This window comes from Aeromonas oralensis (assembly GCF_049665575.1).
GTDB lineage: Bacteria > Pseudomonadota > Gammaproteobacteria > Enterobacterales > Aeromonadaceae > Aeromonas > Aeromonas hydrophila.
The window spans coordinates 2545448-2567379 of the sequence record NZ_CP187186.1; the positions used below are offsets into that span (position 1 = coordinate 2545448).

Below are 21932 nucleotides of genomic sequence, written 5' to 3' on the forward strand. Positions count from 1 at the left end.
GACGCCTGTTCTGGCGCCTTCACACTAGCCGTTTGAGTATGAATATGAAGACCTGGAAGGGAGACAAGTGATGGACTCCTGCAGCCCGAGACCAGCACTGCCCGCCAACGATCCCGACGCCGCCCGTCTCGTTTGCCTTGCCATCGCGATCGCCCTGCATCTTGCCGCTTTCTGGTGGCTCTATGCGCACCAGCCCGCGCCCATCACCCCGCCCTTGCCGCTGACCCTGTCGGCCCGCTGGGTCGGCGAGGCCGCCACCAACGATGCACCGGCCAAGGCGGCCCCCGCCCCTGCTCCCACAGCGCAGCAAGTACAACAAGTGCCGCAAAAAGCCAAGCCGTTACCGACACCCAAAAAACCGCCGATCAAGCCAGTCAAGAAAAGCGTCAAGCCGGTGGTCAAACCGCTTAAACACAGTCCCCCGCCGGTGCAGCCCGCCAAGGTCATGCCGGTGAGCAGTCCGCAACCGCCGGTCACTGCGCCCGCCCCTGCGACGGCGGCAACAGCCGCACAAGCGAGCGGCGCCAGTCAGAGTCCTGCCCACAAGGCTGGCGGCGGCGCGGGCAACAGCGCCCCCGTCGCCCGCGATGCCCGGCTCAACAACCCCGAGCCCCAATATCCCTATGAGTCGAGACGACGGGGAGAAGAGGGGCGGGTCATCCTCAATGTGCGGGTGACGGCCGAGGGCACCGCCGCCTCGGTGGAGGTCGACAAGAGCAGCGGCTATCGGCGGCTGGACATGACGGCCCGCAAGACCGTCAGCCGCTGGAAATTCATTCCTGCCAGACAGAACAACGTGGCCGTCGAGGCCTCGGCAAAAGTCACCATCATTTTCAAATTAAGGGTTTGAACATGGATCCTGAAATCGCAAGCAACGGCATGGGCATCACCCACCTGCTCAGCCAGAACAGCGGTGTGGGGCTGATCCCCTTCATCCTGCTGGTATTGATGTCCCTTGGCACCTGCTACTACGCCCTGCTCAAGGGCTACCTCGCACAGCGGGAACAGCGCCTCAACGCCCGCTTCGTCGCCGATTTCTGGCAGCACGACAGCGTGCAGGAGATGGAGCGCCAGCTGGCCCACCTGCCGCCGCAGGAGGCCTATGGCCGGCTGACCGGCGCCGCGCTGGCGGCCGTGGCTCAGCTGAACCGGGCCGAGGAGCGTGCGGTCAGCTGCAAGCTGGGCTCGCCGGATGAATATCTGCTGCGCGCCATGCGCCGGGCCATCACCCAGGAGCGAGTGCGGCTGGAACAGGGACTGGCCTTCCTCGCCTCGGTGGGCTCGGCGGCCCCCTTCATCGGACTGTTCGGCACCGTCTGGGGTATCTACCACGCCCTGCTGGCTATCGGCGCCGCCGGCCAGAGCAGTCTGGACAAGGTCGCCGGCCCCGTGGGCGAGGCGCTGATCATGACCGGCTTCGGCCTCGCAGTCGCCCTGCCGGCCGTGCTCATCTACAACTTCTTCGTGCGGCGCAATCGCCTCAGGCTCGCGGCACTGGAGGAGTTTGGCCACGATCTGTTCACCCTGCTGGTGACCGGCTTCGAGCAGGTCGCCACCAACAACGTCACCCCGCTGGTCGAGCGGGAAACCAGACAGGGGCGCGGCTGATGGCATTTGGCAAACTGTCGGACGAGGGGGACGATCAACCCCTCTCCGAGATCAACATGATCCCGATGATCGACGTCATGCTGGTGCTGCTCATCGTCTTCATGATCACCGCCCCCCTGCTCACCAACGCGGTCAAACTGGAGCTGCCAGAGGCCAGCAGCCAGCTCAACCAGCCAGACAAGCAGGACATCAACCTCGCCATCGATGGCGCCGGCAAGCTCTACTGGAACGATCAGGAAGTCGACGAAACCGCCCTGCTCGCCAAGATGGAGAGCGCCGGCCAGGCCGAGGGGGAGCTGCCCGAGATCCAGCTGCGCATCGATCGCAAGGTGGAGTACGGCATCATCGCCAGAGTGATGGCGCAGGCCTCCCAGCACGGTCTGCACAAGATTGCCTTCGTGAGCCAGCCGGAGCCGTAACGCTCCCTTCGCCCACACACTGGTATGGCAGGGCATGGATGCCCTGCTGCCATCCAGGCAGTTGCCAGCACAGGCACCTTGTCGGCATCATGCGGACGCAGCGCCAATATTGGCCACCATCATCTCAAGGACAACACCATGAAAGCTGCCGATTATGGGCGCCTGCTTCTGCTGGCCGCCATCTGGGGGGCCAGCTTCCTGTTCATGCGCATCGCTGCCCCGGCGTTTGGCGCCGTCAACACCACCTTCCTGCGGGTCCTGTTCGCCCTTATAGGGCTTGCCGTCATGCTCCTGCTGCTGCGCGCCCCCATGGGGTTTCAGGGCAAGCTCAAGTCCGCCATGCTGCTCGGCGTCATCAACTCCGCCATTCCGTTTCTGATGTACGCCATCGCCGCCCTCTGGCTGCCGGCCGGCTACTCGGCCATCCTCAACGCCACCACGCCGCTGATGGGGGCCCTCATCGGCTTTTCCTGCTTCAACGAGCGCCTTGATAGGCGCAAATGGCTGGGGGTGGTATTGGGGGTGATCGGGATCAGCCTCATCACCACCACCGGCGAGGTGAGTGCCGGTGGGCATCTGCTGCCTGGGGTGCTGGCCTGCCTGTTTGCCACCGCCTGCTACGGCCTCGCCGGCTTTCTCACCCGCAGCTGGATCACCCATCGCGGCGGGCTCGATGCCAAACTGGTGGCCTTTGGCAGCCAGCTGGGTGCCAGCCTGTTCCTGCTGCCCTTTTTCGCTTACCAGCTGGCGGCCGGCCCTGCGGTCGACTGGGCCGTGCCCACCGCCTGGGCCAGCGTGCTGGCGGTCGGCGTGGCCTGCACCGCCCTCGCCTATCTGCTCTATTTTCGACTGATCGCCGATATCGGCCCGCTGCGCAGCCTCACCGTCACCTTCCTCATTCCCCCTTTTGGCATCTTGTTGGGCGCGCTGGTGCTGGGCGAAACCTTGAGCCAGGGCTTCGTGCTGGGGGGCCTGGTCGTCTGCCTCTCGGTCTGGCTGGTGACCAGCCAGGCCAGCACCCCGGCCGTTCAGGCCCGGGCGCAGCCTCAGGATCCGGACGCACGTTGAGCCCGACAGGGGCTGCGCCGCTCGGCGTTCGCCCCGAACTGCGTTAAGATGGCGCCATTGTTTTATGCCCCCGCCCCCAAGGCGGGGTACACAGCGCAGGACCAGCCTTGAACTACCGCAACGAACCGAGTCAAAGCAGACAACAGCAGGTCTTTACCGTCACCCGCCTCAACAGCGCCGTGCGCATGATCCTGGAGCAGGATCTGGGGCTGGTGTGGCTGACCGGCGAGCTCTCCAACCTGGCGATGCCAAGCTCCGGTCACTGGTACTTCTCCCTCAAGGACATGTCGGCCCAGGTGCGCTGCGCCATGTTCAAGGGCAACAACCGGCGGGTCGCGTTTCGCCCGCAGGATGGCATGCAGGTGCTGGTGCAGGCGCGGGTCTCCCTCTATGAGCCGCGCGGCGACTACCAGCTGATCATCGAATCGATGCAGCCGGCGGGCGACGGCGTGCTGGCACTGCGCTTTGAAGAGCTCAAGCGTCGCCTTGGCGCCGAGGGGTTGTTTGACGGGGGGCGCAAGCGGCCGCTGCCGCGCGAACCGCGCGCGGTGGGCCTCATCACCTCCGCCACCGGCGCTGCCCTGCACGACATGCTGACGGTGCTCAAACGCCGCGCGCCGGATCTGCCGGTGTTTATCTACCCGACTCAAGTACAGGGCAGCGCCGCCATCGGCCAGATCGTCTCTGCCATTGCCCTGGCCAACCGTCGCGCCGAGGTAGATGTGCTGATCGTCGGGCGTGGCGGCGGGTCGCTCGAAGATCTCTGGTGCTTCAACGAAGAGGCGGTGGCGCGCGCCATCGCCCACTCCGCCATCCCGGTGGTGAGCGCGGTGGGCCACGAGGTGGATGTCACCATTAGCGACTTTGCCGCCGACTTGCGCGCCCCGACCCCGTCGGCAGCCGCCGAGCTGGTGGCGCCGGATCAGAGCGCCCGCGCCCAGCGCCTCGCCCATCTCAAGCAGCAACTGCTGCAGGCCATGAACCGCCAGCAGACCGCCGCCCGCTACGATTTCATCCTGCTGCAAAAGCGGCTCGACCATCAGGATCCGAAGCGGCGGCTGGAGCAGCAATCCCAGCGCCTCGACGAGCTCTCCGCCCGTTTGCAGCAGCTGATGAATCACAAACTGCATCAGGGGGAGCGGCGCCTCGCCAATCTGGCGCTGCGCCTGCAGGGCAAGAGCCCGGAGCGCTTACTGGCCGCCGGCAAACGTCGCCACCAGCTGGCCGAGGAGCGCCTCCATGCCCTCATCGCCAAACGCCGGGATCTGGCCGACCACCGCCTCGCCATGCTCAGCGCCCGCCTCGACGGGGTGAGCCCGCTCGCCACCCTGGGCCGAGGCTACTCCATCACCCGCACCCAGAGCGGTGAGGTGATCAGCCGCGCCTCCCAGGTCGATGCCGGCCAGACGCTGGTCACCCAGCTTGCAGAGGGGCAACTGCGGGTGCGGGTGGAAGAGGTACACCAGCCATAACGAACAAGGGGGGCACATCAGGTGCCCCCCTTGTTTATCATCTCCTCGTTGCCCGGCCCTCTCGGCCAGCGCACTCACACCCGCACACTCACACCAGCGAATGGCGCACCGCCTGCGCCGGATCGACAGGTGCCGTACCCGACCCCGCCAGCGGGTTGAGCTGCAAGTATTCAAACAGCCCGGCCTGCAGATTGACGTTCCAGAAGCGCCCCGCCAGGGTGAGGTCGAGCCGCGCCTCGCTCAGCGTCGCCAGCCCGTGCTGTTGCCAGGCCTCGAACAAGGGTTGCAGATGTGCCCGCAGCGGCGTCGGCAAGCGGGCCAGCGCCAGCCAGCCGCTGTCGAGCGCGCCGCGCAGCAGGCCATCGAGGCGGCCATTGGGATTGCGCCCCATCACCATGCCGGGGGCACGCTGATCCGCCGCCAGCGCCTCGTGCCAGAGCGCCAGATCCCGGCCATACATGAGGCCATGCCCATGCACATTGCCGCCAGCCCCGGCCCCGAAGGGGAGGATCTCGGCGCCGCGCTTGGCCATCTGGTTGTAGCGGCTCTGCTCTGCCTCGCCACGCCGCCAGTGGCTGCAGGAGAGCCGCTGCCAACTCCCCTGCTCCAGCGTCTGAGCGCCATAGGCATACATGGCGGCCCGCTGCTGGCCGTCGGCGGCCCAGCCGAGCTTGCCCCTCGCCTCGGCACGGGCCAGATTGGTGCCGGCCATGGCGATGAGCTGATAGAGATCCACCCCGTGCACCCCGCTCGCCATCACATCCGCGATGTCCTGAAGCCACACGGCATCATCCTGGCCCGGCAGGCCGAAGATGAGATCGGCCACGATCACCGCATCGTCGTGACGGGTCAGCTCCCCCAACCGGGTCAGCAGGGTCGCCCGGTCGTCGAAGCGGGCCGCCGCCTGGCGCACCTCGGTATCAAAGCTCTGCACCCCGAACGAGAAGCGGTTGAAGCCGCCCGCCAGCGCACTGCGCCACTTGGCATCATCAAAGCCATTGAGGCGCCCCTCCAGGGTCACCTCCGCATCTGGAGTCAGGGGAAAACGACGGATGGCGGCGGCCAGCATCGCCAGCTCGTCGGCGCTCATGTCCGTCGGCGTGCCGCCCCCCACATAGACGGCCGAGAAGGGGCGGCTCTGGGTGAAGGGTGTCTCGGCGGCCTGGGCAAGCTCGCGGCAGAGCGCGTCGACATAGCGAGTAATACGGGCCGGGTTGGCGCCATTTTCAAAGAAATTGCAGAAGCTGCAGCGCTTGCGGCAAAACGGGATGTGGATATAAAGCGCCCGCTCATCCGCCTCGCTCTCGCGGCGCCACCAGGCTTGCCAGTCGGCATGGTCGAGGGTGAGCGGGCGCATGCCGCCGCGACTGGCGTGGGCCGAGGTCTTGGCGCCAAAGGCGAACTTGAGGGGATCCGGGGTGGCAAGACCGGTCATGGTCGGGGTCAGCTGTGGTGTCATCGCAGGCAAGGTTATCAAGTGAAATAATGCAAATGATAACCACTATCAATAAATGCCAAGTTTGTGCTGGATCAACTCAACGACGAACAGTTCTCGTTTGCTACGCACCATTAACCTCCAACACAGATCCAGTTAACAGATAATTTACTCAAGATGAGGTAGGGTGTGCCGATAGAGAACCATCTCCCCCGTTCTGATGAGCGAACGCGTGGAGAGTCATCAACCATTGACGATCGCTCACCTGCGCATGGACCTGCCAACGATGCAAAATCTGTCTCTGAACTGGAAAATCTTTCTCCCCCTCGCCCTGGTCATCGGCTGCACCTTCGCCCTCAGCTTCGAGCTCTCCGCCTGGCTGCAACGGGATCTCGCCATCCGGCTGGCGGGTGAAAAGGTGGAGAGCGCCGCCAACACCTACATGGATCAACTCAACGTGCTGATGATGACGGGGGCCATCGCCAACCGCCAGATCGTGCAGACCAAGCTCAAGAGCGAGGCCGGCATCGTCGAGGCCCGTCTGATCCGTGCCCCGGCGGTGACCAGCCTGTTCGGCCCCGGCCACCCGGATCAGCAGATTGAAGACAAACTGGATGAGCGCGCCATCAACCAGGGCGAGACCATTCTCGAGCAGCAGGGCAACCAGCTCACCCTGATCAAACCCTTCAAGGCCTACAAGGAGTACCGCGGTACCCAGTGCACCACCTGCCACCAGGTGGCGGAAGGGACCGTCATGGGGGCGGTGCGCATCAGTTACGATCTCAGCCACACCTTCGGCGAGATCCACCGCAACAACCTGATCCTGAGCGGCAGCCTGGTGGCGGTATTCGGACTGGGCTTTGGCCTGCTGGGCTGGGTGCTGCAGCGCTACATCAAGCGGCCGGTACGCCATCTGCAGCTGGCCATGACCCGCATGGCCAAGGAGCGGGATCTCTCCCTCCCCCTGATCAATCCCAACCGGGATGAGCTGGGCGAGATGACCCGCGCCGTCAGCGACATGGTGCAGGGGTTTCGTCACAGCCTGCAGGAGGTGGAGAGCGCCACCCACCAGCTCTATCAGGAGTCCAACCAGATCCGCCAGGTAGCGACCCAGACCGAAGGCTCGGCCCGCCAGCAGGAGAGCATGACGGTACAGGTGGCCGCCGCCGTGAGCGAGCTGGCCGCCAGCTCCCACGAGGTGCGCGAGCACGCCCGCAAGAGCGCCGAGCTCTCCGCCCTCACCAACCAGGATGCTGCCAACACCAGTCGCCTTGCCCAGCACTCCATCAACGACATGGGCGAGATGTCGGCAGAGATCGAGCGAGTCGACAAGGTGATCCAGCAGCTCGACAATCGCTGTCTGGCGGTCGACGGGGTGCTGGAGGTGATCAAGGGCATTGCGGATCAGACCAACCTGCTGGCCCTCAACGCTGCCATCGAGGCGGCCCGGGCCGGCGAACAGGGCCGCGGCTTTGCGGTGGTGGCCGACGAGGTGCGCGCCCTCTCCAACCGCAGCCGCGCCGCCAGCGAGGAGATCTCCCAGATGATCGCCGCCCTGCAGAACGAGGCCCAGAGCGCGGTGTCGGTGATCGGGGATGCCAAGGCCAAAGCGGACGAGAACATCCACAAGACAGAGGCGACTCTGGCCGCCATGCAGAACATCATCAGCCGCATCAGCAGCATCAACGATCTCAACGCCCAGATGGCGCAGTCCGCCGAGGAGCAGGACAGGGTCTGCAGCGAGGTGGACGGCTCGGTGAGCGACATTCGCAACACCTCCAACGATACCCTGGGTCAGGCCCACGCCGCCAACCTCGCCAGCGTCCAGCTGGTGGAGCAGTGCCGCAAGCTCGAGCAGCTGCTCAAGACCTACCGCTGGTGATCATGCCTGCCGCCCGCTCTGGCCAATAAAAAAGCGCGACCCAGGGTCGCGCTTTTGTTTTGTATGCCGTAGTTCAGGCGCGCCACGCGGCGCAGTCAGGCCGTAATCAGCCTGCGTTGCGGGTGGCCACCGCATCGGCCAGATTGCGCAGCAGGATTTCGGTGTCGGCCCAGCCGATGCAAGCATCTGTGATGCTCTGACCGACGGTGAGCTCGCACCCTTCCACCAGATCCTGACGCCCTTCCACCAGATGGCTCTCCACCATGACGCCGAACACAGCCCGGCTGCCAGCACGCAGCTGACCGGCCACGTCCTCGGCCACCAGCATCTGGTTCTTGAACTGCTTGCTGCTGTTGGCGTGGCTGAAGTCGATCATCACCTTCTGCGGCAGACCGGCCTTGTCCAGCCCCTTCACCACCTCGTCCACGTGGGCGGCGCTGTAGTTCGGCTCACGACCGCCGCGCAGGATGATGTGGCAGTCCGGGTTGCCCCGGGTCGCGACGATGGCGGAGTGGCCGTACTTGGTCACCGACAGGAAATGGTGCGGCGCACTGGCGGCCCCGATGGCGTCGATGGCTACCTTGATGGTGCCGTCGGTGCCGTTCTTGAAGCCCACCGGGCAGGAGAGACCGGAGGCCAGCTCGCGGTGCACCTGGGATTCGGTGGTACGGGCCCCGATTGCGCCCCAGCTCATCAGATCCGCCACGTATTGCGGGGTGATCATGTCGAGGAATTCGGAGGCGGTCGGCAGCCCCATGTCGTTGAGATCCAGCAGCAGCTTGCGACCGATGCGCAGGCCGTCGTTGATCTGGCAGCTGTTGTCGAGGTAGGGGTCGTTGATCAGCCCCTTCCAACCCACCGTGGTACGCGGCTTCTCGAAGTAGACCCGCATCACGATCTCCAGCTGGCCCTTGAGTTCGTCACGCAGCACCTTGAGGCGCTTGCCGTACTCCAGCGCGGCGGCGGGGTCGTGAATGGAACAGGGGCCGATCACCACCAGCAGGCGCTGATCTTCACCGGCCAGGATCTGATGGATGGCCTGACGGGATTCAAAGACGGTACTTGATGCGGTCTCGGTGGCCGGAAACTTCTCAAGCACCGCAACCGGGGGCAATAACTCTTTGATTTCACTGATACGAACGTCGTCGGTTTGATGCTGCATGACAAGGCTTCCTGCTAGATGACTGCGATAAAGAAACTTCAATCTAGCCCGCACGGACAGCAGTGTAAATAGAAAATTACATTATCCAGGAAGGAATTTTCTTATCCTGCCTTGCAAGTTTTAATAATACTGCTAGATGAGGACGAAAAGAGGGGAGTAGCAGAGCGGGACAGCCCAAAGAAACAGGCCCGCAGCGAGGCGGGCCTGGGTTCATCACACGCGCTGACTGATGCTGGCCAGCTTGTCGAAGTAGTCCGGGAAAGTCTTGGAGGTACAACCCGGATCATTGATGGTGACGGTGGTATCGGACAGCGCCACCAGCGAGAAGCACATGGCGATGCGGTGGTCGTTGTAGGTATCGATGGCCGCATGCTTGAGCTGCGCTGGCGGGGTGACGGTGATGAAGTCACGCCCCTCCTCCACCTCGACGCCCAGCTTGCGCAGCTCGGTCGCCATGGCGTGCAGGCGATCGGTCTCCTTCACCCGCCAGTTGTAGATGTTGCGAATCGAGGTGGGCCCCTCGGCAAACAGTGCGGCCACGGCGATGGTCATGGCCGCATCGGGGATGTGGTTCATGTCCATGTCGATGCCGTGCAGCGGCTCCTGCTCGGCCTCGATGAAGTCATCGCCCCAGGTGATGCGGGCGCCCATCTTCTCCAGCACGTCGGCGAAGTGGATGTCGCCCTGGATGCTGTGCTTGCCGATGCCGGTGACCCGCACCTTACCCTTGATGGCGCCCGCCGCGAGGAAGTAGGAGGCGCTGGAGGCATCCCCTTCCACCAGGAAGTCACCCGGACTGACGTAGGTCTGGTTGCCCTTGATGTAGAACAGCTTGTAGTTGTCGTGCTCGATGACCACCCCGAACTGCTTCATGATGTGCAGGGTGATGTCGATATAGGGCTTGGAGACCAGCTCCCCCTTGATGTGGATGCGGGTGTCACCAGCCGCCATCGGCGCCGCCATCAAAAACGCCGTCAGGAACTGGCTGGAGACGGAACCGTCGACGTGCACGTCACCGCCCCACAGCCCCTTGGCATCCACCACCAGCGGCGGATAGCCATCTTTCTTCAGGTACTGGATATGGGCGCCCGCTTCGCGCAGGGCATCCACCAGATGACCGATGGGGCGCTCTTCCATGCGCGGTTCCCCGCCCAGGGTGTATTCGCCGGAGCCCAGACACAGCGCTGCGCACAGCGGTCGCATGGCGGTGCCTGCGTTGCCGAGGAACAGATTGACCGGCGCCGATACCGCAAAGCTGCGACCCAGACCGTGCACGGTGCACTCGGTCTTGTCGGCGGAGAGCTTGTATTTGACCCCGAGCTGGGTCAACGCCGCCAGCATGTGACGAATGTCATCGCTGTCGAGCAGGTTGGTGAGCCGGGTGGTGCCACGGGCCAGGGCTGCCAGCAGCAGCGCCCGGTTGGACACGCTCTTGGAGCCGGGCAGATTGACCTCACCGGCCACACGAGAAATAGGTTCCAAACGCAACGAATTCATAGACTTCCTGTACGATCTCAAAAAAATGACCTGACCGGACGTTAGCAGCCCGCGCCCTGCTCGGCAAGACTGCGGGTGGCACAAAAGCAGGCCGCGGAGGCGGCCGGTCCGGCATCACGGAAAAAACAGACGCCGGGGAGTCCCCGGCGTCGGCAATCGGGGAAAAACGCCTCAACCGTGGCGCTTGGCAAAGCCGTCCATAAAGCTGACCAGCGCCTTCACCCCTTCCAGCGGCATGGCGTTGTAGAGGCTGGCGCGCATGCCGCCGACGATGCGGTGGCCCTTGAGTGCCAGCAGGCCGGCGGCTTCCGATTCGGCCAGGAACAGCTTGTCCAGCTCGGCATTTTTCAGCTGGAACGGGATGTTCATCCGCGAACGGCAGCTGGCATCCACCTGGTTACCATAGAAGCTCGACTGATCGAGATAGCCGTAGAGGAAATCGGCCTTCTCTTTGTTGCGCGCTTCCATCGCGGCGAGGCCGCCTTGTTCTTTCAACCACTCGAACACCAGCCCGGCCAGATACCAGGCGTAGGTGGGCGGGGTGTTGAACATGGAGTCATTCTTGGCGGTGAGCTGGTAGTCGAAGATCGACGGCACATCGGCGCGGGCCTGGTTCAGCAGATCATCGCGCACGATGGCGATGGCCAGCCCAGAGGGGCCGATGTTCTTCTGGGCGCCGGCATAGATGATGCCGAAGCGGCTCACGTCGATGGGACGGGAGAGGATGGTGGAGGAGAGATCCGCCACCAGCGGCACATCACCGGTTGCCGGGATGTCGAACATCTCGATGCCGTCGATGGTTTCGTTCGGGCAGTAGTGCACATAGGCCGCATCGGCGCGAAACGTCGGGGTCGGCAGCAGGTGGGAGATACCCTCGGCACTCTTGGCCACCCCGTCAAAGGTCTGGATATCGCCGTACTTGCGCGCCTCGTCCACGGCACTCGCAGCCCAGACACCGGTCAGCAGATAGTCAGCCTTCTTGTTGGCGCCCCCCAGCAGGTTCATGGGCACCGCGGAGAACTGGCCACGGCCGCCGCCGTGCATGAACAGCACCTTGTAGTTGTCTGGCACCGCCAGCAACTCGCGCAGATCGGCTTCGGCCTTGGCGGCGACCGCCATGTAGGGCTTGCCGCGGTGGGAAAGCTCCATGACCGAGGCTCCCAGCCCCTGGAAATTACAAAATTCGCGCTGGGCGCGCTCCATGACTTCGACCGGCAACATGGCGGGGCCGGCGCAGAAGTTGTAAATCTGTTTGCTCATGACGCTTTCCGTGAGTGGATGAGTGTGATCGGTGACTTGTCTGGTTTTACACAAGTGCAGCCCCCGGATCAAAGGCTTTTTGGGAGCTGGCTCAACCTTTTGTCGACCCGCCGCCAGCGCAGTTGGCAGAAAAAAGCCCTGAACGGGTCAGGGCTTGCAGAGAACATGCGTGGAAACGGGCGCTTGCCGGTGCTCAATGCCCCCGGCCCCCTTTTTTCACCAGGTTACAGCTTGGCAGTGAGCTCCGGCAGCAAGGTGAAGAGATCCCCCACCAGCCCGTAGTCGGCCACCTGGAAGATGGGGGCCTCGCTGTCCTTGTTGATGGCGACGATCACCTTCGACTCCTTCATCCCCGCCAGATGCTGGATGGCGCCGGAAATACCGACCGCGATGTAGAGCTCGGGAGCCACCACCTTGCCGGTCTGGCCCACCTGCAGATCGTTGGCGACAAAGCCCGCATCCACCGCGGCCCGCGATGCCCCCACCGCGCCGCCCAGCTTGTCGGCCAGCGCCTCGATCAGGGCGAACTGCGCCTTGGAGCCCAGTGCCCGCCCGCCGGAGACGACCACCCGCGCCGCCGCGAGCTCGGGTCTGGCGGAGCGCACGGCGCGCCGTTCGATGAGGCGGGTACGGCAGGCCACCTCGCTCACCGGCAACCGCTCTACCTGAGCCTGGCCGCCGCTCGCCGCCTTGGCGAAGGCAGTGGGCCGGATGGTCAGCACCTTGATGGGGGCGCTGCTGGCCACCCGGGCCACGGCGTTGCCCGCGTAGATGGGGCGCAGGAAGGTGTCGCCGCTCTCGATGCCGGTCACCTCGGAGAGCATCTCCACCCCGAGCCGGGCCGCCACCCGCGGCAGCAGATCCTTGCCCTGGGTGCTGGCGGCCATCAGGCAGTGCTGATAATCCCGCGCGATGTGGGCCAAGAGCGGATCGACCCCGTCGCTCAACCCCTCCGCCAGCATGGGGTGCTCGGCCAGCAGTACCCGGCTCACTCCCTGCAGGGCGGCGGCCTGCTCGCCCGCCTCGGTGAGCCCCTGCCCCAGCAACAGCAGATGCACCTCGCCGCCCAGCTGGCTCCCGGCGGTGACCAGACGGGCCACGTTGTCGGCCAACTGGCCCTGATGATGTTCGGCAATGATCAATACACTCATGACTGCCCCTTGCTATCGTCCGTTGATGTCCCTGCCTGTGCGCCCATCACGCCCCCGAGCTTGTCACCGGCGGGCGGGGTTCTGTTGATTGCTGACAGCATCAGAGTACCTTCGCTTCGTGCTTGAGTTTGTCCAGCAGCTCGTCCACCGAGCCCACCATGATGCCGGCGCTGCGGGCAGCGGGGGCCATCACCCCGAGCAGCCGGGTCTGACCGGGCCGGCTCGACGCCGAGGGCGGCGAAGGGCGCGCTCTCGAGCGGCTTGCGTTTGGCCTTCATGATGTTGGGGAGCGAGGCAAAGCGCGGCTCGTTGAGGCGCAGATCCACGGTCACCACCGCCGGCAGCGGCATGCCGAGGGTCTCGAGGCCACCGTCGATCTCGCGGGTCACCTGCAATTCCCCCTCCACCAGCTTGATGGCGGAGGCAAAGGTGGCGAGCGGCCAGTCATTGAGGGCGGCGAGCATCTGGCCCACTTGGTTGTTGTCAGAATCGATGGACTGCTTGCCGAGCAGCACCAGATCGGGCTGCTCCAGCTCGCACACCTGTTGCAGGGCGCTAGCCACGGTGAGCGGGGTCAGGGTCTCGCCAGTCACGTAATGACGCGCCCGATCCGCCCCCAGCGCCAGGGCGTGACGCAGTTGTTCAGCCGCCGCCTCAGGGCCGAAGGTCACCACCACCAGCTCGCTCGCCACGCCGGCTTCGCGCAGCCTGACCCCCTCTTCCACCGCAATTTCACAAAACGGGTTGATCCCCATCTTGACGTTGGCCAGCTCCACGTCTGAGCCATCGCTCTTGACCCGGACCTTGACGTTGTAATCCAGCACCCGCTTGACCGCGACCAGCAGCTTCATGATGCGCATCCCTCGCTTCTGTTGAGTGAATCCATGAAAACCCTCACATTTTTTTGCTTACATTTACTTTACGTTTACGTAAACTACCAGCACTACCCTAGGCCAAGTCGAGCACAGAGGCAAGATGGAACGCGAAGCAATGGAATTTGATGTCGTCATCGTCGGTGGCGGTCCGGCGGGACTCAGTGCCGCCATCGCCCTCAAACAACACAATGCCGAGCTGTCGGTCTGCCTGCTGGAGAAGGGAGCTGAGATCGGCGCCCATCTGCTCTCCGGCGCCCTGCTGGATCCCGTCGCCCTCAAGGAGCTGCTGCCAGAGAGTTGGCAACAAGCCCCGCTCGGGGTCGAGGTCAATGACGATCAGGTGCACCTGCTGCAAAGCGACAGCCGCGCCCTGCAACTGCCCAACTGGGCGGTGCCGCCACGCATGCACAACGAGGGCAGCCGCATCATCAGCCTCGGCAACCTCTGTCGCTGGCTCGGTCAGCAGGCCGAACAGCTGGGAGTCGAAATATACCCGGGTTTTACCGCAAGCGAACTCATCATGGAAGCGGGACGGGTCAAGGGTGTGATCACCGGCGATCTCGGGCTGGATCGGGCGGGCAATCCGAAAGCGGATCACGTGCCCGGTATGGCGCTGCTCGGTCGCTACACCCTGTTTGCCGAAGGGGCGCGCGGCCATCTCGGCAAGCAGCTGATCGCCGATTTTCAGCTGGAAAACACCGCCCAGCCGCAGCATTACGCCATCGGCTTCAAGGAGCTGTGGCAGCTCCCCCCAGGTCAGGGCAAACCGGGCCGGGTGCTGCACGGCAGCGGTTGGCCGCTCTCTGAGGGGAAGGAAGACAAGAGCCAGGGCGGCTTCTATCTCTATCATATGGAGCAGGATCAGGTGGCGGTCGGTCTCATCGTCGATCTCAACTATCGCAATCCCTGGCTCAGCCCGTTTGACGAGTTTCAACGCCTCAAGCATCACCCGCTCATCGCCGCGGCATTGCAGGGGGGCGAGCGCATCAGCTACGGCGCCCGCGCCATCGCCAAGGGAGGCTGGCACTCCCTGCCCCGCATGCACTTTCCCGGCGGCCTGCTCATCGGTTGCGATGCCGGCACCCTCGACTTCTCCCGCATCAAGGGGATCCACACCGCCATGAAGTCCGGCATGCTGGCGGCCAAGACAGTCGCCATGAGTCTGCGCGGCGGTGATGAAGGAGGGCGGGATCTGGCCGAATACGGCGATGCGCTGCAACAGAGCTGGCTGGCCTTGGAGCTGAAAACAGCGCGCAACTTCGGCGCCGCCCTGCACCGCTGGGGCCCCTGGCTCGGCGGCGCCTTCAACTGGCTGGAGCAGCGGCTGTTTGCTCGCTCGTCGCCGTTCACCCTGCTGGACAAGGAACCGGACTACCGCCAGCTGCGCATGGCCAGCCGCTGCCAGCCCATCGACTATCCCAAGCCGGACGGCAGGCTCAGCTTCGACAAGCTCTCGTCTGTCTATCTCGCCAACACCAGCCACGACGAGGATCAACCCTGCCACCTCAAGCTGCAGGATGAGACTATCCCGGTGGCGGTCAACCTGCCCACCTGGGCCGAACCCGCCCAGCGCTACTGCCCGGCCGGGGTGTTCGAGATCCTGGGCTCGGAGAGCCTGCCCCGCCTGCAGATCAACGCGGCCAACTGCATCCACTGCAAGACCTGCGACATCAAGGATCCGAGCCAGAATATCGTCTGGACACCGCCACAAGGCGGCTCTGGCCCCAACTATCCCAACATGTAACAGGCTTGCCCATGCAGACCTCTGCAGATAACAAGGATGCGCAGCCCTGGCAGATCGTCTGGAGGCCGCCACAAGGTGGCTGCGGCCCCAACTATTGCAATATATGAGATGAAAGGCGCACGGCCGGGTGTTGTCGCAGGGCCACCGGCAGCCCGCCATCCCGGCCGGTGAGCCCGACTCCTCCCGCGTGCCAGGGGGAATAAAGGAGGCGGCGCCGGGATCACCCGTTTCGAGGTCGGCGTGGCTGCTCCGACCTCGCTGTTTTTTTGAGCGAACAGGCTGAACCTCCGATGAATAGGCCCTGACAAGCGCGGCCCGCCCCTGTATAGTTCGCCGCATTCAGGTTTTCCATCGGCCCGTTCAGCTTGTCCACGGGATCGCTTTCTACGCGCTCTAAGGCCGCATGACCTGTGCAACCATCCCTGATTACCCATGACTTCTTAAGGGGGGACAGATGATCACCGCCTACATTCTCAATAACAAGGTACTGGACATAGTCACGCTCGGGCCTGACGACATAGTGCCTGATAACACCGTCTGGCTGGATGCCTACAAGCCGGACACGGCGGAACGAGAATGGTTGACGGGCCTGTTTCTGGAAGAGGTGCCTGACAAGGAGGAGCTGGATGACATCGAAGCATCCGCCCGTTTCTACTGGGATACCGACGGTCTGCACATTCACTCCCTGTTTCCCCAGCGGATCGGGCCGTGACACCAAGGGTGTCCACGTCTCCTTTACCCTGCGCAACAACCTGCTGATCAGCATCCGCGAGGATGACATCGGCCTGGTGCGCCTGCTGCGCCACTATATGCGTCAGGATCGGCTGGAGGTGGAGGACGCCCTCGACATCCTGCTGGAGGTGCAAAACCTCAAGGTGGAATACCTCTCCGATCTCATCGAAGATGGCTACAAGACCCTGGAAAACACCGCCGATCAGATCTTCGAGCCGGATCAGATCAATCCCATGCTCAAGGAGTTGATGGCCCAGGAAGAGGCCAACGGCCAGATCCGTCTCTCCCTGCACGATACCCGTCGCGCTCTGCGCTTCTTGAAGCGCAGCCTGCGCCAGCGGATGAGCAACGAGCAGAACAAGTGGATCGACGAGATGCTGCACGACGTGGAGTCTCTGTTGCCCCACACCCAGTTCCTGTTCGACAAGATCAACTTCCAGTTGGAAGCCTCCATGGGTGTCACCAACCTGGAGCAGAACAAGGTGATCAAGATCTTCTCGGTGGCCGCGGTCATCTTCCTGCCGCCGACGCTCATCGCCAGTATCTACGGCATGAACTTCGGCCGCATGCCGGAGCTCGCCTGGGAGTACGGCTATCCGCTCTCACTGGTACTGATGGTGATGTCGTCGCTCGGCACCGGTCTGTTCTTCAAGCGAAAAGGCTGGCTGTGACGCCGGCGGCTTGACACGAAAAGCGATAAGCGGATTGGGGGGCATGGCCCCCCGATTAATTCCCGCCCCTCGCCCGCCTTGCAAAGGGCGCCCCTTCGCCCCATATCCCCTTCATCCTTTGCACTGACGACCCCGGGCAACCATGACCCTCTACCCCGAACACAGATACGACGATCACGGCCAGCTGCGTCCCCCGCTCTGGTTCTGGCCCATCGCCCTCTTGCTGACCCGCTCGGTCTGGCTGTTTCTGATGGCCGGCGTCACCCGCGAGAGCGGCAGCGCCATCCTGACCCTCTTCTACCCGGACCGGCTCGCCCTCTACATCAGCCTGCTGACCGACGTGCCAGCCATACTGGCGCTGCTCGCCTGCGGCGGCACCTATCAGCAGACCCGCAGCCTCCGGGCCTGGCTCAGGCGCCACAGCCCATTGCTGCTGCTCTGCTCTGCCGTCAGTGGCCTGCTGATGCAACTGCACAGCCTCAATCTGCAGAAGTGGTCGTTCAGCTGGCCCACCGCTCTGGTGCTGGTCGCTACCCTCTGGTCGCTCTGGTATCTGCTGCGCAGCCGCCAGCTGCGTGAATACGCGGCCGATCAGCCCCACGCCAGCAACTGATCAGACAGGTTCAACCAGAATGGCCAGGCACCCGAGGAACGACGAAATCAGTCTGGCACCTCACTGGCGCGTGACCCGGATCTGCAGGGTCTGGCGATCGCTCTGACTGCCACTGCCCCCCTGCAACTGGGTGCCCAGACTGCTGCCCTGCTGCACCGCGCTGGTGGAGAGCTCCCCCACCGTCAGCCATTGACCGGAGGCACCGCTCACCTCGGTGGCGCTCTGCCCCCGGTTGATGGTGCCCTGCTCCAGCCTGGCCTGCTCGCTGCTAAGCGCTATCTGCACCCTGTCGCCAATCAGGGTAGCCGTGGCGTAGAGGCCGTTCACCAGCGGCATCAGCCCCACTACCTGACCTCCGCGCCACTGATAGAAGGTGACCGGCTGATAGGTGCCCATCTGCAATAGCACCGGCCCGACCCGACAGGCCGCGTACCTGCCAGCTGTCGTTCTGGCTGCGCTGATACTGCTGGGCATTTCCCTCCAGCAGCCACTGCCGCTTGGCGGCATCCCGGCCCAGCCCCACACCGGCCTGCTGACTGCTGGAAGCGCCGTCCACCCGCCACTCGATGAGCAGACTCTGGGGCGGCTGGTTGAATTTGGCCAGCGCCGCTTCGGCCTCCTGCAGCTGGGCGGCGCTGCCGCTCAGCACCAGCTGGTTGCCCATGGCGCTCACCCCCAGCTCCGGATAGAGATCCTTGAGGGTCTGCACCGCCGCCTGGGTCTCGAATACCGGGATCACCTTCACCTCGGCCCGCAGCGGCAGGCACCAGAGCCCCCACAGCAGCCAGAATCCAAACCCGCGCCATCTTCTCATCTTCTCCTCCCGTCCCACTCGGCGGCCAACTGGATCATGGCCTGCTCATCACCTCGTCATCATGGGCCATCCGCCCCGCTTTTCAATGATTTTGCCCGCGAGCGGAGAATCCGGTGAAAGTCAGGCCCTTCATTTTTCTATGAAAAGAGCGGAGACAGATCAAATAACACAAATAAAAATGATTACCATTTGTTGTCACGAAAAAAACGCTCGGATACAATTCGGTCTCATTTTTTTGAGCTTGCCGTCGATGAAGCCAGTGACCACCACCCCCGCCGCTATCCACCTGGCCCTGCTTGTCAACATGCTCTCCATGGGCAGCATGATGATGGTGATGCCGCTCGGACCGGATCTGGTCATCAGCCTCGGCATGCAACCGGAACAGACCGGCTACTTCAGCGGTGGTGCTACTCTGGGTGCCGCCCTGATGGGGCTCATCGCCGCCCCCTTGCTCGATCGGGTCAACCGCAAGCCCGCCCTGCTGGTGTTGCTCACCTTACGTTTTCTGCTGCTGATGGCCTGCGCCCTGGTGCAAAACAGCCAGCAGCTGCTGGTGCTGTTCGTCCTGTCGGGCTGTGTGGCCGGACCGCTCGCCGCCATCCTGATGGCAGCCGTGCTGGATCTGGTGCCGCCTGCCGAGCGGGGCCGCCGCCTCGCCTACGTGGGCATGGCCTTCTCGCTGGCTGCCATCCTGGTGGTGCCCATCGCCCTGGTGCTGGCCCAGTGGTTTGGCTGGCAGAGCCCCTTCCTGCTGTTTGGCGTCTGCGGCTTGCTGCTGGCCCTGCTCTGCGCCATCCTGCTGCCTTCGCTGCCGGTCAGCCGCGCCCCTCACGGCAGCGGCCTGCGCCAGTTGCTGGCCTCCCCACTCTGCCAGGGCGCCCTGTTCATCCTCTGTTTACAGATGTTCGGCCACTTCCTGCTGATCCCGCATTTTGCCAACTACTTCCAGTTCAACCTGGCGTTCCCCCGCGAGCAGATCGCCGCCCTCTATCTGTGCGGCGGCCTCGCCAGCATGGCCACCATGCGGCTGTGCGGCGGCTGGATTGATCAGGGCCGGGCCCAGGCCGCCATCCTGATCACCAGCCTGCTGCTGGCGCTGATCACCTTGCTCGGTTTTGCCATGCCGGTCGGCGTGCCCGTCTACCTGCTGTTCACCCTGTTCATGGCGCTGAGCTCGGCCCGCGCCAGCACTACCCTCGCCATCACGGCCTCCATCCCGGCCCCCCATCAACGCGCCGCCTTCATGTCTTTTCAGGGCACGGTCACCAATGTGGCGGCCGGGCTCGGCAGCCTGCTCTCCGCCAGATTGCTGGTGTCGGATCAAAGCGGCGTGCTGAACGGATTTGCCCATCTGGCCTGGATCAATATCGGCTGCGGCCTGCTGGCTTGCGGCGGTGTCTGGCTCCTGCTCAAGGGGCTGGCACAGACAAGGAATAACAATAACCCCGAGTCTGGCACCGCCAGACAAGGAAGTCAGTGAGCCACCGGCCCCAGAGCCGGACCCCATAACCTCTGTTTTATTCATGGAGTTTTGACTATGCAGTTGCAGCCTGGCGTATTTCGCTTGAACCCGATTTTGCTCTCCCTCGGCCTGTTTGCCTTGCCGGGCCTGGCCCAGGCCGAAGCGGTCAAGGCCAACGAGACCATGGTGGTCACCGCCACCCAGACCCAGCACACCGAACTCTCCGCCCCGGCCAGCGTCTCTGTGGTAACCCGCGCCGATCTGGACAAGATGAACGCCAACAACATCGGCGAAGCACTCAAGCACGTGCCCGGCGTCAACATCATCGGCACCAACCCCACCGGCCGCAGCGAGATCAAGATCCGCGGCATGGGCGGCGACTACACCCTGCTGCTGATCAACGGCAAACGGGTCAACGCCCGCGAAACCCTGGGCAGCTCGTTTGGCAATGACTTCGACTTGAGCTCCATCCCCATGGCCGCCATCGAGCGCATCGAGGTGATCCGCGGTCCCGTCTCCTCCCTCTATGGCGCCGACGCCCTCGGCGGCGTGGTCAACGTGATCCTGCGCCAGGCCAAGGAGCAGACCGAGGCGGCCTTCGGCTACACCCACACCATGCCCACCAAGGGTGATGGTGGTGATGCCAACCGTGGCAACGCCTTCGTCTCCGGCGCCCTGATCGACAACAAGCTGCTCGGCAGCCTGGTGGTGGAAGGCTATCAGCGCGACCGCTGGCACAGCGATCAGTCCAACAACAAGGACGCCGATGCACTGGAGAAACGGGAAGTGGTCAACATGCTCTCCAGCCTGAAGTGGCTGGTGGCCGACAACCAGGATGTGGAGTTCGATCTGGGCTACAACCAGAACGACATGGACAGCTATTTCAACAACGTGCCGCGCGCCCCCACTGCCCCGGCCACCCCGCACAACGTGCAAAAACTCGATCGCCTGAGCCTGGGGCTGACCCACAACGGTCGTTGGGAGCACTTCGACAGCCGTGCCCGCTACTACTTCGAGCAGACCGATCTGATGGATGACTCCCAGCTCAACGGCGGCGCCGCCGATGTCACCCAGACCAACCACACGGTCGACGGCCAGCTGAGCGGCTACCTCGGGGATCACCTGCTGACCTCAGGCGCGGAATTCCGCAAAACCGAGCTGGAGCACAGCCGCAGCATCACCAGCGGCAGCGTGGATGCGAGCCAGAGCGCCCTCTACCTGCAGGACGAGTTCAGCCTGGGGGATCTGGCGCTGACCCTCTCCGGTCGTCTGGATCACCACGAGACCTATGGCAACGAGTTCAGCCCGCGCGCCTATGCGCTCTACAAGCTGAGCGACGAGTGGGTGATCAAGGGCGGCGCCGGCAAGGCGTTCAAGGCCCCGACCCTGGCCCAGTCCAGCGAAGGCTTCGCCACCACCGCCTGCCGCGGCGCCTGCAAGGTGATCGGCAACCCGGACCTGAAACCGGAAACCGCCGTCAGCTACGAGCTGGGCACCGCCTATGAAGCCGATCGCTTTGGCGCCGGCCTCACCGGTTTCCACAACGACATCGAGGATCTGATCCAGAGCGATCAGTGGGGCCCGGGCTACCGTCCGAGCGTGATGACCTACCTCAACGTCAAGAAGGCCCGGGTCAAGGGGCTGGAGCTGACCGGCTGGGTCGATGTGATGGACGACCTCAAGCTGACCGGCAACTGGACCATGCTGGACTCCGAAGACAAGAGCACTGGCGACGATCTGGCCAAGACCCCGGATCACACCGGCAACCTGAGCCTGGATTGGCAGGCCACCGAGATCGTCAGCACCAACCTGGCCTGGCAGTACGTAGGCAGCCAGTTCATCAAGGTGCCGATGCACAACTCCCAGGCGCTCAAGTCCGACAGCTACCAGACCCTGGACGTCAACACCAAGTGGAAGGTCACCCCGGCGCTCGACTTCAAGCTGGGCATCACCAACCTCACCAACACCAAGCGTGACCAGGTCGCTACCGACGCCGACTTCATTCTGGAAGGTCGTACCGTCTACGCCGGCGTGGATTACAAGCTGTAAACCCCGCAGGGAGCCCGT

The 21932-nt window shown here is 63.9% G+C and carries 15 protein-coding genes and 3 pseudogenes; 11 read left to right on the forward strand and 7 right to left on the reverse strand.

The genetic code is table 11. The annotated features are described in order from the left end of the window. Positions 1 to 70 precede the first annotated feature (70 nt). The 5 genes from ACPDZI_RS11905 to xseA all read left to right on the forward strand — a co-directional run bounded on the left by ACPDZI_RS11905 (position 71) and on the right by xseA (position 4567). The gene (locus tag ACPDZI_RS11905) at positions 71 to 850 is read left to right on the forward strand and encodes an energy transducer TonB (RefSeq protein ID WP_438833172.1); all 780 of its coding nucleotides are present in this window, start codon (positions 71 to 73) and stop codon (positions 848 to 850) included. Positions 851 to 852: 2 nt separating this feature from the next. Beyond that, a complete protein-coding gene (locus ACPDZI_RS11910; RefSeq protein ID WP_076360614.1) occupies positions 853 to 1608 on the forward strand; it encodes a MotA/TolQ/ExbB proton channel family protein in 756 nt (251 codons plus the stop codon). Next, complete coding sequence (locus ACPDZI_RS11915; RefSeq protein ID WP_438833173.1) at positions 1608 to 2027, forward strand: ExbD/TolR family protein; 420 nt, start codon at positions 1608 to 1610, stop codon at positions 2025 to 2027. The genes ACPDZI_RS11910 and ACPDZI_RS11915 overlap by 1 nt, the downstream gene beginning before the upstream one ends. Positions 2028 to 2165: 138 nt before the next feature. Next, positions 2166 to 3095, forward strand: coding sequence for a DMT family transporter (locus ACPDZI_RS11920; protein ID WP_438833174.1), 930 nt, complete (start codon positions 2166 to 2168; stop codon positions 3093 to 3095). Positions 3096 to 3202: 107 nt separating this feature from the next. Beyond that, the gene (gene xseA / locus ACPDZI_RS11925; protein WP_438833175.1) at positions 3203 to 4567 is read left to right on the forward strand and encodes an exodeoxyribonuclease VII large subunit; all 1365 of its coding nucleotides are present in this window, start codon (positions 3203 to 3205) and stop codon (positions 4565 to 4567) included. 88 nt (positions 4568 to 4655) lie between these two features. On the opposite strand, the gene hutW is transcribed toward xseA, so the two are convergent. Next, on the reverse strand, positions 4656 to 6026 hold the full coding sequence (hutW, locus tag ACPDZI_RS11930; protein WP_438833176.1) for a heme anaerobic degradation radical SAM methyltransferase ChuW/HutW: 1371 nt from the start codon (positions 6024 to 6026) through the stop codon (positions 4656 to 4658). 262 nt (positions 6027 to 6288) lie between these two features. Here hutW and ACPDZI_RS11935 point away from each other — a divergent pair, with 262 nt between their 5' ends. After that, on the forward strand, positions 6289 to 7884 hold the full coding sequence (locus ACPDZI_RS11935) for a methyl-accepting chemotaxis protein (RefSeq protein ID WP_438833177.1): 1596 nt from the start codon (positions 6289 to 6291) through the stop codon (positions 7882 to 7884). Positions 7885 to 7990: 106 nt separating this feature from the next. On the opposite strand, the gene aroG is transcribed toward ACPDZI_RS11935, so the two are convergent. The 5 genes and pseudogenes from aroG to ACPDZI_RS11960 form a co-directional block, all read right to left on the reverse strand. Next, the gene (gene aroG / locus ACPDZI_RS11940; RefSeq protein WP_011705850.1) at positions 7991 to 9046 is read right to left on the reverse strand and encodes a 3-deoxy-7-phosphoheptulonate synthase AroG; all 1056 of its coding nucleotides are present in this window, start codon (positions 9044 to 9046) and stop codon (positions 7991 to 7993) included. Between the two features lie 213 nt (positions 9047 to 9259). After that, positions 9260 to 10543: a 3-phosphoshikimate 1-carboxyvinyltransferase gene (gene aroA / locus ACPDZI_RS11945; protein WP_438833178.1), complete on the reverse strand. Its 1284-nt coding sequence runs from the start codon at positions 10541 to 10543 to the stop codon at positions 9260 to 9262. A 171-nt stretch (positions 10544 to 10714) separates the two neighbouring features. Next, positions 10715 to 11803 carry a 3-phosphoserine/phosphohydroxythreonine transaminase gene (gene serC / locus ACPDZI_RS11950; RefSeq protein ID WP_045526888.1) on the reverse strand — a complete coding sequence of 363 codons (1089 nt, stop codon included), beginning with the start codon at positions 11801 to 11803 and terminating at the stop codon, positions 10715 to 10717. A 224-nt stretch (positions 11804 to 12027) separates the two neighbouring features. Then, positions 12028 to 12954, reverse strand: coding sequence for an electron transfer flavoprotein subunit alpha/FixB family protein (locus tag ACPDZI_RS11955; RefSeq protein ID WP_017408213.1), 927 nt, complete (start codon positions 12952 to 12954; stop codon positions 12028 to 12030). A gap of 100 nt (positions 12955 to 13054) precedes the next feature. Beyond that, positions 13055 to 13805: pseudogene (locus tag ACPDZI_RS11960) on the reverse strand (electron transfer flavoprotein subunit beta/FixA family protein). Between the two features lie 124 nt (positions 13806 to 13929). Here ACPDZI_RS11960 and ACPDZI_RS11965 point away from each other — a divergent pair. The 3 genes and pseudogenes from ACPDZI_RS11965 to ACPDZI_RS11975 all read left to right on the forward strand — a co-directional run bounded on the left by ACPDZI_RS11965 (position 13930) and on the right by ACPDZI_RS11975 (position 17589). After that, entirely contained in the window at positions 13930 to 15573 is a 1644-nt protein-coding gene (locus ACPDZI_RS11965) for an electron transfer flavoprotein-ubiquinone oxidoreductase (RefSeq protein WP_438833179.1), read from the forward strand. A 454-nt stretch (positions 15574 to 16027) separates the two neighbouring features. Beyond that, positions 16028 to 16976: pseudogene (gene corA, locus ACPDZI_RS11970) on the forward strand (magnesium/cobalt transporter CorA). Positions 16977 to 17118: 142 nt separating this feature from the next. Continuing rightward, positions 17119 to 17589, forward strand: a complete 471-nt coding sequence (locus ACPDZI_RS11975) for a DUF2919 domain-containing protein (RefSeq protein ID WP_043166862.1) — start codon at positions 17119 to 17121, stop codon at positions 17587 to 17589. Positions 17590 to 17649: 60 nt separating this feature from the next. Here ACPDZI_RS11975 and ACPDZI_RS11980 read toward each other — a convergent pair. Further along, positions 17650 to 18403, reverse strand: a pseudogene (locus ACPDZI_RS11980) (hypothetical protein). Positions 18404 to 18653: 250 nt separating this feature from the next. On the opposite strand from ACPDZI_RS11980, the gene ACPDZI_RS11985 reads away from it, so the two are divergent. Next, positions 18654 to 19883, forward strand: a complete 1230-nt coding sequence (locus ACPDZI_RS11985; protein WP_438833180.1) for a siderophore amonabactin export MFS transporter — start codon at positions 18654 to 18656, stop codon at positions 19881 to 19883. A gap of 57 nt (positions 19884 to 19940) precedes the next feature. Continuing rightward, the gene (locus ACPDZI_RS11990) at positions 19941 to 21914 is read left to right on the forward strand and encodes a siderophore amonabactin TonB-dependent receptor (RefSeq protein ID WP_408797756.1); all 1974 of its coding nucleotides are present in this window, start codon (positions 19941 to 19943) and stop codon (positions 21912 to 21914) included. Positions 21915 to 21932 lie beyond the last annotated feature (18 nt).

Coding starts and splice junctions, on each gene's coding strand:
- ACPDZI_RS11935 (WP_438833177.1), top strand. CDS start 6,289: ATGCAAAATCTGTCTCTGAACTGGAAAATCTTTCTCCCCCTCGCCCTG.
- serC (WP_045526888.1), bottom strand. CDS start 11,803: ATGAGCAAACAGATTTACAACTTCTGCGCCGGCCCCGCCATGTTGCCG.
- ACPDZI_RS11920 (WP_438833174.1), top strand. CDS start 2,166: ATGAAAGCTGCCGATTATGGGCGCCTGCTTCTGCTGGCCGCCATCTGG.
- ACPDZI_RS11990 (WP_408797756.1), top strand. CDS start 19,941: ATGCAGTTGCAGCCTGGCGTATTTCGCTTGAACCCGATTTTGCTCTCC.
- hutW (WP_438833176.1), bottom strand. CDS start 6,026: ATGACACCACAGCTGACCCCGACCATGACCGGTCTTGCCACCCCGGAT.
- ACPDZI_RS11910 (WP_076360614.1), top strand. CDS start 853: ATGGATCCTGAAATCGCAAGCAACGGCATGGGCATCACCCACCTGCTC.
- ACPDZI_RS11985 (WP_438833180.1), top strand. CDS start 18,654: ATGAAGCCAGTGACCACCACCCCCGCCGCTATCCACCTGGCCCTGCTT.
- ACPDZI_RS11965 (WP_438833179.1), top strand. CDS start 13,930: ATGGAACGCGAAGCAATGGAATTTGATGTCGTCATCGTCGGTGGCGGT.
- aroG (WP_011705850.1), bottom strand. CDS start 9,046: ATGCAGCATCAAACCGACGACGTTCGTATCAGTGAAATCAAAGAGTTA.
- ACPDZI_RS11915 (WP_438833173.1), top strand. CDS start 1,608: ATGGCATTTGGCAAACTGTCGGACGAGGGGGACGATCAACCCCTCTCC.
- ACPDZI_RS11975 (WP_043166862.1), top strand. CDS start 17,119: ATGACCCTCTACCCCGAACACAGATACGACGATCACGGCCAGCTGCGT.
- aroA (WP_438833178.1), bottom strand. CDS start 10,543: ATGAATTCGTTGCGTTTGGAACCTATTTCTCGTGTGGCCGGTGAGGTC.
- ACPDZI_RS11905 (WP_438833172.1), top strand. CDS start 71: ATGGACTCCTGCAGCCCGAGACCAGCACTGCCCGCCAACGATCCCGAC.
- ACPDZI_RS11955 (WP_017408213.1), bottom strand. CDS start 12,954: ATGAGTGTATTGATCATTGCCGAACATCATCAGGGCCAGTTGGCCGAC.